Genomic DNA, 12,607 nt, shown 5'->3' with positions numbered 1-12,607 from the left:
ATTCTTCAGAAGAATTTTGGGCCGCTCATGGGGTGGGGCAGCGCCACTCGACCTGGCGAATACCGACAAACCGGGCAAAACGCTCCAACTCCGCCTGCAGTTTGGCACGCCGTGCCGTCCCCCATTTCACCCCTGATTCCGGCCAGAACCCGGTGACGGCCAGCCAGCCCGCCGCCCGGTCCGCCTTCAGCTCGATCCGCCCGACGAAGCGGTCGCCCTCCAACAGCGGATAGACGTAATAGCCCCAGAGCCGCTTGGCCTTGGGCACGAACATCTCGTTGCGGTATTCGAACCCGAAGAGCCGCTCCAGCCGGTTGCGGTCGCGAATGGCCGGGTCGAACGGGTTCAGCAGGCGCAGGCGGGTGGTGGGGGCAGGGGCCTCGGCTAGCCGCGTCTCGATCTCCGGATGGGCCAGCGCCGCGCGCCAGTTGCCATCGGCATTTTGCAGCTCGACCGGTACGGTCTTGGCCCTTTCCGCCCAGGCCTTGGCCTCTCGTGCCCCCATCGCATCCCAGAACCGCTGCACCTCGCCCGAGGTGCCGACCGAGATCCGGTCGAGCGCCTCCCGGCAGAGCCAATCCACCGCCTCGCCGTCCGGCAGAGGATCATGGGCCGGAAAGACCCTTTCCCCCAGGTCATAGAACTTCACGAAATTCTCGCGATGACAGGTGGCCAGCTCGCCCGCATACCACATCTGGTCCAGCGCCTTCTTATGCGGGGGGCGGGCCCACATGGCGCGGCTTTCCGCTTTCGTGTCAAAGGCATGGGTCGACAGGGCGCCCTCGGCCCGGATGCGGTCGCGGATCAGCTGCACCTGCTCGCGTGCTAGCCCCGATTGATACCAGTCATGGCGCGCGACATGGGCGCCCAGCCGGTCGAACTGGCGGTTCCACGCGGGCAGAACCTCGGCGGGGATGAGGCTGGCGTCATGGGTGAAATGCTCGAACAGGCGGCGGCCTGCCAGATGCGGCCATAGCTGTCCCTCGCGAAAGTTCTGGTTGCGGGTCCACAGGATGTGATTATGCGCCCGGGTCACGTTGCGGATCGTGTCGATCTGCAAAAAGCCAAGGTGCCGGATGATCCCCATCACATCGAGCGCCCCGGTGGGTGTGGGGGACAGCCCATTGGTCCAGAGCCACAGGCGGCGGGCGTCGCGGTTCGTGATGCGCAGGGGGCTGGTCATGTGGTGACCATGAAGCGCTCCATCTGTTCGCGCAAGCCCTCGTCGATCGGGGTTGCGCGGCGGGTTTCAAGATCCATCAGCACCGCCTTGGCCGTGGCCTCGAACAGCAGCGCGTCATCGGTTGCGCGATGCATCTCGTGGCGAATGGTACAGGAGCGGTTGCCGATTTCGCCCACACCTGAGCGGATGTATATCCAGTCGCCGGGTAGGACTTCCTTGTGGAAGGTCGTGTCGAAATGCACCACGGCGAAGGCCTGGCGGCGGCCCCCGATGATCTGGTCTTGACCCAGCCCGAATGCGGTCATCAATCCCAGCCCCGCGTCCGAGACACAGGCAAAATAGCGGCTGATGTTCATGTGGCCGAGCATGTCGCAATCGGCGGGGTCGACGATGCGGCGGAAGGTTTCGATGGCGGGCATGGGCTCTCCTGTCGGGACCAAGGCTTTTGGGGAACTCTTGTCCGTGCCGCCCGCCAAGGTCACGCGGAACGCCGCGTCATCCGTGTTTGGCGGCGACCGTTTTCAGCTGCGAGAACCCGTAGAGCGCCTCGAACCCTTTCTCACGCCCGTGGCCTGATTTCCCAACCCCGCCGAAGGGCAGTTCAACCCCGCCGCCTGCGCCATAATTATTGATGAACACCTGCCCCGCCCGCAGCCGTTTCGCCAACCGCATCTGACGCGCGCCGCTATCGGTCCAGATCGAGGCAACCAACCCATAGTCGGTGCCATTGGCAATCTCGACGGCCTCTTCTTCCGTTTCGAAGGGAATGACCACCTGCACCGGGCCAAAGATCTCATCCCGCGCCAGCACGTGGTCGGCGGGCACATCGGCGAAGAGCGTCGGGCGTACGTAGTGGCCGCCTTCCGGTAAGTCCGAGGTGAACTGACCTTGGCCTGCGATGCGCAGATCGGCGCCTTGGGCCAAGAAACCTTCGACGATCTCCTTCTGCCTCGCTGAAATCAGCGGACCGACGTTCAGGTCGGAGCGCGCGGGCCCCACCACCAGCGCGTCATAGGCGGCCCCCATGCGGGCGACCACCTCGTCGTAGACACCGCGCTGCACCAGAACCCGTGAGCTGGCTGAACAGGTCTGGCCCGCGTTCTGGATGCAGGCCCCGACCAGGAAGGGCAGGGCGGCGTCCAGGTCGGCGTCGTCGAACACCAGCTGAGGCGATTTGCCGCCCAGTTCCAACGTCACGGGGACCACGTTTGGGGCTGCCGCGGCTTGGACCAGAGCGCCCACACCGACCGACCCGGTGAAGGAGATATGGTCCACGCCTGGATGGGCGGCCAGCGCCGCACCCGCCTCTTCACCCAATCCCGGCACGACGTTCAACGCGCCCGGCGGCAACCCGGCCTCCTCGGCCAGAGCCACAAAGGCCAGCGCGGTCAGGCAGGCTTCTTCGGCCGGTTTCAACACGCAGGCATTGCCCATGGCCAGGGCTGCGCCGACCGAGCGGCCAATGATCTGCATCGGGTAGTTCCATGGCACGATATGGCCGGTCACCCCATGTGGTTCACGCAGGGTATAGACGGTGTAGCCGTCCAGGTAGGGGATCGTGGCGCCCATCACCTTATCCGCCGCACCGCCGTAGAATTCCATGTATCGGGCCAGTGCGATGGCGTCATTGCGTGCCTGGGTCAGAGGCTTGCCCACGTCCATGGCCTCGATCACCGTCAGCTCTTCAATTCGCGTTTCGACCAGCTGGCCGATGCGCGTCAGGATGCGCCCGCGTTCCACCGCGGTCATGCGGCCCCAGTCGCCGTCCAACGCCGCGCGCGCCGCCGTCACCGCTGCGTCGATATCCGCCGCCTTGCCCCGTGCGATGGAGCCGATTTGCTCCCCGCGCGACGGGTTTTCCAGCGGAAGTTGCCCGCCCCCCTCCGGCGCGCGCCATTCGCCGCCGATATGCACCTGTGTCGCGTCGTACCAGAGCTCACGCATCTTCGTCTTCCTTCCAGTCAGCCGGGATAACCGGCGCGGCCTTGATCAGCTTTTGCGTATAGGGGTGGGCGGGGCGCGAGAAGACGCGCTCGGTCGGGCCTTCCTCGACGATCTCGCCCGCCTGCATGACCAGCACCCGGTCGGTGATCGAGCGAACCACGGACAGGTCATGCGAGATGAACAGGTAAGCCAGCCCGTGGCTTTCGCGCAGGGCTGCCAACAGGTCCAGGATCTCTGCCCGGATCGAGACATCCAGCGCGGACACCGCTTCGTCCAGGATGATCAGGTCCGGGCGCAGGATCAGGGCGCGAGCGATGGCGATACGCTGGCGTTGTCCGCCGGAGAACTCGTGCGGGTAACGCTCCATCGCCTCGCGCGGCAAGCCCACTTCGCGCAGCGCCTCGGCCACGCGGTCGCGCCAGTCGGCGGGGCGCTCGGGCATCAGGTGGAAGGGTTCGGCCACCAGCCGATCCACCCGCCAGCGTGGATTGAAGCTGCCATAGGGGTCTTGAAACACGACCTGGATGCCGGAGCGCAGCCCGCCCGCGGTTTCAGGCGTCATGGGCTGGCCGAACAGGCGGATTTCGCCGCCTTGCAACGGTTCCAGCCCCAGGATCGCCCGGGTCAGCGTGGATTTCCCGCAGCCACTTTCCCCGACCAGCCCCAGGCTTTCACCGGTCTGCATGGAGAACGACACGCCCTTGACCGCCCGGAATGTCGGTGCGGGGCCAAAGAGTGAGCGACGCGGCAGGGCGTAGTCGCGCACCGCCCCGTCGACCTCCAACAGCGGTTCCGGCGCGGGGGGCGTGATGCGATCTGGCTGGTGCGAGGAGGCTTCGAGCAGTTGCCGGGTATAGGGATGCGCCATGGTGCGAAAGAGCTGTTCGGTCGGCCCCTGTTCGACGATCTGCCCTTTCTGCATTACCGCCACGTGGTCTGCCACATCGGCTACTACGGCCAAGTCATGGGTGATCAGCAGCAGCGACATGCCCTCTTCCTCCACCAGATCCCGCAGCAAGTTCAGGATCTGCGCCTGCGTGGTCACGTCCAGCGCGGTGGTGGGTTCATCCGCGATCAACAGCTCCGGGTGCAGCGCAATCGCCATGGCGATGCAGACCCTCTGCCGCTGTCCGCCCGAAAGCTCATGCGGGAACCGGTCCAGCGGAAAGCGGTCTGGCGGCAGGCCGACGCGGGTCAGTTTCTCTTCCGCGATGCGCAGGGCCTCGGCGCGGGTCGCCTTGGTGTGGATGAGCAGCGTCTCGGCCACCTGGTCGCCGATGGTCTTGACCGGGTTCAACGCCGTCATTGGCTCCTGAAAGATCATCGAGATGCGGTTGCCGCGAATGGCGCAGAGATCGCGGTCGTTCAGCTGCGACAGGTCGCCACCGTCCAGCAGAACCTGACCGGATGTTTCAGCCCCGTGTGGCAGAAGCCCCATGATGGCAAGGGCGGTCATCGACTTGCCCGACCCGCTTTCGCCCACAAGGCCGAAGGTCTTGCCAGGCTCAAGGGCGAAACTCACCTGGTCGAGGATTGGGGCGCCGTGGATCGACAGGGACAGGTCGCGGGCCTCGATCATGCGCGCGCCCTCCGAATGCGGGGATCCAGAAGGTCGCGCAGCCCGTCGCCCATCAGATTCAGCCCCAGGACCATCAAGACGATGGACAGGCCGGGCAGCACCGCCAGTTGCGGTTCGGTGTAGATGAAGGTCTGCGCATCCGCCAGCATGCGGCCCCAGCTGGGTGTGGGGGGCTGGGCGCCCAGGCCCACGTAGCTGAGCCCCGCCTCGGCCAGGATGCCCAGGGAGAACTGGATTGTGCCCTGCACGATCAACAGGTTGGCGATATTGGGCAGGATGTGCTCCAGGCTGATGCGCGCTCTGCCCTTGCCCGCAACCCGGGCCGAGAGGATGTAATCCTGCGTCCAGATCGTCAGCGCCCCGCCGCGTGCGACACGGGCAAAGACCGGGATGTTGAAGATGCCGATGGCCAGGATCGCATTGGTGGCCGACGGGCCGAAGACGGCGGTGATCAGGATGGCGATGACCAGCGAGGGGAAGGCGAAGATCAGGTCATTGCCGCGCATGATGACCTCGTCCAACAGACTGCCCCGCGTGGCCGCGGCGGCCAGGCCCAGGGGCACGCCCAGGCCGATGCCGATGCCTACGGCGATGATCGCAACCGCGATGGAGGTGCGCCCGCCCTCCATCAGCATCGACAGTAGATCACGGCCCAGGTGGTCGGTCCCCAGCCAGTATTTCCCTGACGGCGCCTGCAGTTTCTCGGCAATCGGCAGGGTGGTCACATCATGGGGCGTCCAGGCGAAGGACAGAGTGATGAGGGCCAGAAACACGGCGCTGATGGTGGCGCCCAGGACAACCTGTGCCGGGAATCTCATGCGCGTCTCCTCAGCCGGGGGTCGACGGCCGCATAGGCGATGTCGACCAGGAAGGTGACCAGGATCACGGCAAAGACCAACAGCATGGTCACGCTTTCCACCACCACCAGGTCGCGCTGGGTAATGGCCTGGAAAATCAGCCGACCAAGGCCCGGCAGGAAGAAGACGTTCTCGATGATGATGGCGCCCGCCAGCAGGAAGCTGAACTGCAGCCCGATGATCGTCAGCACAGGGATCAGAGCGTTGCGCAGCGCGTGGCGGATGGTGGCCTGGCGCATCGACAGGCCCTTGGCGCGGGCGGTGCGGATGTAATCCTGGTGCAGCGTGTCCAAGAGGCTCGATCGCATGACGCGCGCCAGGATCGACGCCTGCGGCAGCGCGAGCGCCACGGCGGGCAGGGTCAGCGCCCTTATCCCCGCAGCCAATCCGGCGTCCCAACCGGGGAAACCACCCGCCGAAAACCAGCGCAGGTTCACGGCAAAGACCAGCACCAACAGCATGGCGAACCAGAAGTTGGGCACCGCGATGCCCAACTGCGTGGCGCCCATGACGCCGTAATCGGTTGCCTTGCCCCGTCGCGCCGCCGCAATTAACCCGACCGGAATGGCGATCACCGTCGACAGGCACAGCGCAAAGAGCGCCAGCGGCAGCGACACTTGCAGGCGCTGTGTGATTAGCTCGGACACAGGCACACGGTAGGTATAGCTCTGCCCGAAGTCGCCGGTCAGCATCCCTGCGACCCAGCCCAGATAGCGGGCGGGCAGGGAGCCTGTCAGCCCCAGTTCCTCGCGCAGGGCGGCGATGGTTTCGGGCTGCGCGTTCAGCCCCAGCATGAAGGCGGCCGGGTCGCCCGGAATGACCTCGATCACCGCGAAGATCACCAGGCTCGCGACAATGAGCGAGAGGGTGAGTGACAGGGCGCGGATCAGGGCAAAGCGCAACATGAGGCGACGTTAGACCCAAGAGAGGACAGGGAAAAGGGCGGATTTCGCCCCGCTTCCGGTCCGTCCTGGGCCAAGCGCTGCCCGCCCTTTTCATCTTTCCATAAATATCCTGGGGGAGCGGCAAGGCCCGAAGGGGCTTGGCGTGGGGGCAAAGCCCCCTGCCGCGCGTCAGCGCGGCCATCAAAAGGAAAAGGCGCGGGACTAACCCGCGCCTTGCCGCGTCGTCGACATATGCGCCCGGTGTGCAAAAAGAAGGGTGGGCGCCCCCGAAGGGTCAGTCGCCGCGCGGGTCCAGCAGTTTCTCGAGCACCCTGTCCGAGGTCACCTGACCGATCACATGCCCGTCCTCCCAGGCCACGCCAACCGGCGCGTCATGGGTTTTTACCAGCTCCATGACGCTGTGGATGTCGGCATTGGGGCGCACGATGTGCTCGTAGTCACCCGAGGCCGGTTCCATCACGTCGCGCGCGCAGAGTACCCCCAGCGGGTTCATGTGGGCCACGAAATCTGCCACATACTCATTCGCCGGGTTGGTAAAGATGTCGCGCGGGGTGCCGCATTGCACGATACGCCCGCCCTCCATGATGGCGATGCGGTCGCCCAGCTTGAAGGCCTCGTCCAGGTCGTGGCTGACAAAAATGATCGTGCGTTTCAGCTCGTTTTGCAGGTCGATCAGCTCGTCCTGCAGCTTGGTGCGAATGAGCGGGTCGAGCGCTGAGAAGGGTTCGTCCATCAACAGGATCGGCGCGTCGGTGGCAAAGGCGCGGGCCAGGCCCACGCGCTGCTGCATGCCGCCCGACAGCTCGCTGACCTTGTTGTCGGCCCAGTCGGACAGGCCGACCAGACCCAGCTGCTTGTCCACCTGGGCGTTGCGTTCGGCCGGGGGCATGCCGGCCAGCTCAAGCCCCAGGCCGACGTTCTCGCGCACCGTGCGCCAGGGCAAGAGGCCGAACTGCTGGAACACCATGGCGACACGGTGCTGTCGCAGGTGGCGCAGGGTGGCGGGGTCGGAATGGCTGACATCGACCAGCCCCTCGCCATCGTTCACCCGCACCTGCCCGCGCACCACCGGGTTCAACCCGTTCACCGCGCGCAGCAGGGTGGATTTGCCCGAGCCCGACAGGCCCATCAGCACGAGGATTTCGCCCTCTTCCACGCTGATCGAACAGTCATGCACGCCCAGCACCTGGCCGGTGGCCTCCTGCACCTCGGCGCGGCTCTGGTCCTGGTCCATCAGCGGCAGGGCTTTTTCGGGGGTGTCCCCAAAGACGATCGAGACGGTATCGAATTCGACGGCAATGCTCATTTGTCACGCTCCACGCGAAGGATGCGGTCGAGCATGATCGCGACCACGACGATGATGAAGCCGCTCTCAAAGCCCAGAGCGGTGTTGACCTGGTTCAGCGCGCGCAGCACCGGCACGCCCAGCCCGTCCGCGCCGACCAGGGCTGCGATGACAACCATGGACAGCGACAGCATGATGGTCTGGTTCAAACCGGCCATGATCTGCGGCAGCGCGTAGGGCAGTTCGACTTTCCACAGGGTCTGGCGCGGCGTCGCGCCGAAGGCCTGGGCGGCTTCCAAAAGGGCGGGGGGCGTCGAGCTGACGCCCAGGTGGGTTAGGCGGATCGGCGCGGGCAGCACGAAGATCACCGTGGCCAGGAGCCCCGGCACCATGCCGATGCCGAAGAAGACGATCGCGGGGATCAGGTAGACGAAAGTGGGTAGGGTCTGCATCAGGTCGAGGATCGGGCGCATCGCGGCATAAAGCCGGGGGCGGTGTGCGGCGGCAATGCCGATCGGTACACCCACCGCCATGCAGACGACACAGGCCGACAGGACCAGAGTCAGGCTTTCGGTGGTTTCCTCCCAATAGCCCTGGTTCAGGATGAACAGGAAGCCCGCGACCACCATCAAGCAGATCTTCCAACTGCGCTGAAGAAACCAGGTCAGGGCGACCACAACGGCCACGACGAACAGCGGATGGGGCGTTTGCCAGATCCACAGGAGCCCATCGATCAGAAGCTCCATTGCCCAGGAAATCCAGTCGAACACCGGTTCGCCGGTTTCCTGCAGCCAGTCGAAGACCTTCTTCGATACTTTCCCCACGGGGATCTTGTTATCAGTGAGCCAGTCCAAGGGTCAGTGCCTTTCGCTGAGGGCCATGGTCAGGCCGGAGAAGATGAGAAACCCGCCCACGCCCCGGTTCATCCGGTGAAGGCGCAGCGGTGTGAGGAAACCTTTCAGCCCGGTCCCGAGGGCGGCATAGGTGGCGACCGCTAGCACCTCCAGCCCCAGGAACAGCACGCCCAGCGTGGCGTATTGCGGGGCCAGCGGGGCCGAAAGGTCGGTGAACTGCGGGAAGAAGGCGGTAAAGATCGCGATGGCCTTGGGGTTGCCGATGGCGATCAGGAAATCGCGGCGGATTAGCGCGGAGAGCGGCTCGTCACGGGCAGTCTGGGCCGTCGGCGCGGGTGCCCGCCACATGCGCCAGCCGATGTAGATCAGATAGGCGGCACCGGCGAGTTTGACTGCGGTAAATGCGGCCTCGGACAGGGCCAGAAGCGCGCCCAGGCCCAGACCGACCAGGGCGATCATCGTCGCAAAGGGCAGCATGCGCCCCATGCCGCCAATCAGCCCGGCCAGAAAGCCGCGCCGCGAGGCATTGGCGAAGGCCAGCACATTGTTCGGGCCGGGGGCCACGTTCAACGCGAAACAGGCGGGCAGGAAGAGGGCGAGCGCGGTCAGGGTCATGAAAACTCGGGAAATAGCGGGTCCGGAGGGGGCGGGCTGTTATCAAACGGTCGAAGCTGCGCTTCGGCTCGAAGCCTCGGCCCCCTCCGCCCCTGCGGGGCACCTCCCCCGGGACCGGGGGAGGGGGCGTTTTGTTCAGGCGGCGGGATTACATACCCAAGGCGGATTTGACCGCGGCGACGCTGTCGCCACCGTCCAGCGTGGTCACGCCATCCAGCCAGCCCATGAAGGCATCCGGGTTGGCGGCCAGCCAGGCCTTGGCGGCATCTTCCGGGTCTTCACCGTCGTTCAGGATCGCGCCCATGATCTCGTTCTCCATGGCGAGCGAGAACTCGAGGTTCATCAGCATCTTGCCGACATTCGGGCAGTCCGCGACGTAACCCGCGCGAGTGTTGGTGTCGACCACAGCGCCGCCCAGGTTCGGGCCGAAGTAGTCGTCGCCGCCGGTCAGGTAGGACATCTCGAAGTTGGCGTTCATCGGGTGCGGTTCCCAGCCCAGGAAGACGATCGGTTCGTCTTTCTTGTTGGCGCGGGCGACCTGGGCCAGCATGCCCTGTTCCGAGCTTTCCACGACCTCGAACCCTTCCAGGCCGAAGGCGTTGGCGTCGAACATCGACTGGATCAGGCGGTTGCCATCATTGCCCGGCTCAATGCCGTAGATCTTGCCGTCCAGCGCATCCGCATGGGCGGCGATGTCGGCGAAGTCCTTGATGCCCAGAGCAGCCGCAGCGGCGTTCACCGCCAGGGTGTATTTCGCGCCTTCCAGGTTGGTGCGCACGATGTCGACAGTGCCCGCTTCGCGATACGAGGCGATGTCGCCTTCCATGGTGGGCATCCAGTTGCCCAGGAACACGTCGATGTCGCCCTTCGACAGCGCGGTATAGGTCACCGGCACCGACAGAATCTTGATGTCGGTCTCATACCCCAGAGCCTCCAACACCACGGTGGTGGCGGCGGTGGTGGCGGTGATGTCGGTCCAGCCCACGTCCGAGAAGGTCACCTTGGCGCAGTGGCCATCGGCGAAGGCGGTCCCGGCGATGGCCGAAAGGGCCAGAGCGGAAAGGGTGGTTTTCAGCATTTTGTCAGCTCCCTGTTCAATCTTATTGCGGGCGTTCGGTCGACCCCTGGGGCGCCTGACCGAAACGTCACCGGAACCCTAGCGCCATGTGGCCCTGGGTGGAACCCGCGTTTCTCCTCTGTCACGCAGGCTGCCTTTTTATTGATTGACGAGTCAATTAAAAAAAGCAACCCTTATGTTCGGAACGCGAATGGGAGGCGAATTTGCCGAAAGTCGGAATGGAGCCGATCCGCCGAAAGGCGCTGGTTCAGGCCACGATTGCAGAGATTGGCAAGGCGGGATCGCTGGATGTGACCGTGGCGCAGATCGCCAAGCGGGCGGGGGTGTCCTCGGCACTGGCGCATCATTACTTTGGTGGCAAGGATCAGATTTTCCTGGCCGCTATGCGTCACATCCTGACCGTCTATGGCGCCCAGGTGCGCAGCGCGCTGATGGTGTCCAAGACCCCGCGTGCACGGCTTGAGGCGATCATTCACGCCAATTTCGAAGCTGGCAACTTCCGCCCCGAAGTGATCTCGGCCTGGCTGAACTTCTATGTGCTCAGCCAAAGCCTGGATGGCGCGCGCCGGTTGCTGCGCGTCTATCAGGCGCGGCTGCATTCCAATCTGGCGCATGACCTGCGGCCCCTTGTGGGCGACAAGGCGGATGACATGGCCGACAAGCTCGCCGCGATGATCGACGGGCTCTACATCCGCCACGCCCTGCGCGATCACCTGGTGGATGAAAAACACGCCTGTGATCAGGTGCTTGAATGTCTCGACATGATGCTGGGAGGAAATCATGACGCAACCTAACATCCTGATTCTCATGGTGGACCAGCTAAACGGCACGCTGTTCCCGGATGGCCCGGCCGACTGGCTGCATGCGCCGAACCTGAAGCGGCTGGCGGCGCGCTCCGTGCGTTTTGCGAACAGCTACACCGCCTCGCCGCTTTGCGCGCCAGGGCGGGCCAGCTTCATGTCCGGTCAGCTGCCCCGCCGCACCGGGGTCTATGACAACGCGGCCGAGTTCCGATCGGACATTCCCACCTATGCGCACCATCTGCGGCGGGCTGGCTACCAAACCGCGCTCAGCGGCAAGATGCATTTCGTCGGCCCCGACCAGATGCACGGGTTCGAAGAACGCCTGACCACGGACATCTACCCGGCCGATTTCGGCTGGACCCCGGATTACCGCAAACCGGGCGAGCGCATTGACTGGTGGTATCACAACATGGGCTCGGTTACAGGGGCTGGGGTTGCCGAGATCTCGAACCAGATGGAATATGATGACGAGGTCGCCTATCACGCGACTCGCAAGGTCTATGACCTGGCGCGCGGCCATGACGACCGCCCCTGGTGCCTGACCGTCTCGTTCACCCACCCGCATGACCCCTATGTGGCGCGCAAGAAATACTGGGACCTCTACGAGGATTGCGAGCATCTGCTGCCCACGGTTCCGGCGATGGACTACGAGGATCACGACCCCCACGCCAAGCGCATCTTCGACGCCAATGACTGGCGCAATTTCGACATTACCGACGAGGATATCCGCAAATCGCGCCGCGCCTATTTCGCCAACATCTCCTACCTTGACGACAAGATCGGAGAGATCCTGGAGGCGCTGGAAAGCACCCGGCAGGAGGCGATCATCCTCTTCGTCTCGGACCACGGCGACATGCTGGGAGAACGCGGGCTATGGTTCAAGATGAACTTCTACGAGGGCTCCGCCCGCGTGCCCCTGATGGTCGCGGCCCCGGGGCTGGAGCCGGGTTGCATCGACACGCCGGTCTCGACCCTCGACGTGACGCCGACGCTTGCTGACTTGGCCGGTGTTTCCTTGGATGAAATCACCCCCTGGGTGGATGGAGAAAGCCTGCTGCCCTTGGCCTGTGGCGAGGGGCGCGACAGCCCGGTTGCGATGGAATATGCGGCCGAGGCCTCCTATGCCCCGCTTGTACATTTGCGATATGGGCCGTGGAAATACACCCGCTGTGCGCTGGATCCCGATCAACTTTTCAACATTGACGACGATCCGCATGAGTTGACCAACCTTGCCGATGACCCGGCTCACCAAGGCACGCTCAACAGCCTGCGCGCCAAGTCCGAAGCGCGCTGGGACCTCGACGCCTTCGACGCCGAAGTGCGCGAAAGCCAGGCGCGGCGCTGGGTGGTCTACGAAGCCCTGCGCAACGGCGCCTATTTCCCCTGGGATTACCAGCCGCTGCAGAAAGCGTCCGAACGCTACATGCGCAACCACATGAACCTGGACAACGTGGAAGAAAACCAACGTTTCCCCCGCGGGGAATAACCCCCCTTATCTGCTGGA

General features: G+C 64.6%; 12 protein-coding genes. 2 read left to right on the top strand and 10 right to left on the bottom strand.

Going from position 1 to position 12,607, the window contains the following annotated elements:
• Nucleotides 1-25 precede the first annotated feature (25 nt).
• The 10 genes from ACO07D_RS01695 to ACO07D_RS01650 all read right to left on the bottom strand — a co-directional run bounded on the left by ACO07D_RS01695 (nt 26) and on the right by ACO07D_RS01650 (nt 10,300).
• Entirely contained in the window at nt 26-1,183 is a 1,158-nt protein-coding gene (locus ACO07D_RS01695; protein ID WP_421701200.1) for a winged helix-turn-helix domain-containing protein, read from the bottom strand.
• Complete coding sequence (locus ACO07D_RS01690) at nt 1,180-1,602, bottom strand: acyl-CoA thioesterase (protein WP_421701199.1); 423 nt, start codon at nt 1,600-1,602, stop codon at nt 1,180-1,182. Before ACO07D_RS01690 ends, ACO07D_RS01695 begins: the two co-directional genes overlap by 4 nt.
• 76 nt (nt 1,603-1,678) lie before the next feature.
• Nucleotides 1,679-3,127 (bottom strand): aldehyde dehydrogenase family protein, encoded by a 1,449-nt coding sequence (locus tag ACO07D_RS01685; RefSeq protein WP_421701198.1) that lies wholly within the window; start codon nt 3,125-3,127, stop codon nt 1,679-1,681.
• Nucleotides 3,120-4,706 (bottom strand): ABC transporter ATP-binding protein, encoded by a 1,587-nt coding sequence (locus ACO07D_RS01680; RefSeq protein WP_421701197.1) that lies wholly within the window; start codon nt 4,704-4,706, stop codon nt 3,120-3,122. Before ACO07D_RS01680 ends, ACO07D_RS01685 begins: the two co-directional genes overlap by 8 nt.
• Entirely contained in the window at nt 4,703-5,524 is an 822-nt protein-coding gene (locus ACO07D_RS01675; RefSeq protein WP_421701196.1) for an ABC transporter permease, read from the bottom strand. Before ACO07D_RS01675 ends, ACO07D_RS01680 begins: the two co-directional genes overlap by 4 nt.
• Nucleotides 5,521-6,468, bottom strand: a complete 948-nt coding sequence (locus tag ACO07D_RS01670; RefSeq protein WP_421701195.1) for an ABC transporter permease — start codon at nt 6,466-6,468, stop codon at nt 5,521-5,523. The genes ACO07D_RS01675 and ACO07D_RS01670 overlap by 4 nt, the downstream gene beginning before the upstream one ends.
• 274 nt (nt 6,469-6,742) lie before the next feature.
• Complete coding sequence (choV, locus tag ACO07D_RS01665; RefSeq protein ID WP_421701194.1) at nt 6,743-7,774, bottom strand: choline ABC transporter ATP-binding protein; 1,032 nt, start codon at nt 7,772-7,774, stop codon at nt 6,743-6,745.
• Nucleotides 7,771-8,607 (bottom strand): choline ABC transporter permease subunit, encoded by an 837-nt coding sequence (choW, locus tag ACO07D_RS01660; RefSeq protein ID WP_421701193.1) that lies wholly within the window; start codon nt 8,605-8,607, stop codon nt 7,771-7,773. The genes choV and choW overlap by 4 nt, the downstream gene beginning before the upstream one ends.
• 3 nt (nt 8,608-8,610) lie before the next feature.
• Complete coding sequence (locus ACO07D_RS01655; protein WP_421701192.1) at nt 8,611-9,222, bottom strand: LysE family translocator; 612 nt, start codon at nt 9,220-9,222, stop codon at nt 8,611-8,613.
• 148 nt (nt 9,223-9,370) lie between these two features.
• Entirely contained in the window at nt 9,371-10,300 is a 930-nt protein-coding gene (locus ACO07D_RS01650) for a choline ABC transporter substrate-binding protein (RefSeq protein WP_421701191.1), read from the bottom strand.
• A 203-nt stretch (nt 10,301-10,503) separates the two neighbouring features.
• Between ACO07D_RS01650 and betI the strand changes: the two genes are divergently transcribed.
• Both betI and betC read left to right on the top strand, forming a co-directional pair.
• Entirely contained in the window at nt 10,504-11,094 is a 591-nt protein-coding gene (gene betI / locus ACO07D_RS01645; protein WP_421701190.1) for a choline-responsive transcriptional repressor BetI, read from the top strand.
• Complete coding sequence (gene betC / locus ACO07D_RS01640) at nt 11,081-12,589, top strand: choline-sulfatase (protein ID WP_421701189.1); 1,509 nt, start codon at nt 11,081-11,083, stop codon at nt 12,587-12,589. The genes betI and betC overlap by 14 nt, the downstream gene beginning before the upstream one ends.
• Nucleotides 12,590-12,607: the final 18 nt, after the last annotated feature.

This window comes from Aliiroseovarius sp., from assembly GCF_965228805.1.
In the GTDB taxonomy this organism is placed as follows: Bacteria; Pseudomonadota; Alphaproteobacteria; order Rhodobacterales; family Rhodobacteraceae; genus JASBTN01.
The sequence above is the reverse complement of the archived record's forward strand: the minus strand, read 5'-3'. Positions and strand labels throughout refer to the sequence as shown.

Coding starts and splice junctions, on each gene's coding strand:
- ACO07D_RS01690 (WP_421701199.1), bottom strand. CDS start 1,602: ATGCCCGCCATCGAAACCTTCCGCCGCATCGTCGACCCCGCCGATTGC.
- ACO07D_RS01685 (WP_421701198.1), bottom strand. CDS start 3,127: ATGCGTGAGCTCTGGTACGACGCGACACAGGTGCATATCGGCGGCGAA.
- choV (WP_421701194.1), bottom strand. CDS start 7,774: ATGAGCATTGCCGTCGAATTCGATACCGTCTCGATCGTCTTTGGGGAC.
- ACO07D_RS01680 (WP_421701197.1), bottom strand. CDS start 4,706: ATGATCGAGGCCCGCGACCTGTCCCTGTCGATCCACGGCGCCCCAATC.
- ACO07D_RS01655 (WP_421701192.1), bottom strand. CDS start 9,222: ATGACCCTGACCGCGCTCGCCCTCTTCCTGCCCGCCTGTTTCGCGTTG.
- ACO07D_RS01650 (WP_421701191.1), bottom strand. CDS start 10,300: ATGCTGAAAACCACCCTTTCCGCTCTGGCCCTTTCGGCCATCGCCGGG.
- ACO07D_RS01675 (WP_421701196.1), bottom strand. CDS start 5,524: ATGAGATTCCCGGCACAGGTTGTCCTGGGCGCCACCATCAGCGCCGTG.
- ACO07D_RS01695 (WP_421701200.1), bottom strand. CDS start 1,183: ATGACCAGCCCCCTGCGCATCACGAACCGCGACGCCCGCCGCCTGTGG.
- ACO07D_RS01670 (WP_421701195.1), bottom strand. CDS start 6,468: ATGTTGCGCTTTGCCCTGATCCGCGCCCTGTCACTCACCCTCTCGCTC.
- betC (WP_421701189.1), top strand. CDS start 11,081: ATGACGCAACCTAACATCCTGATTCTCATGGTGGACCAGCTAAACGGC.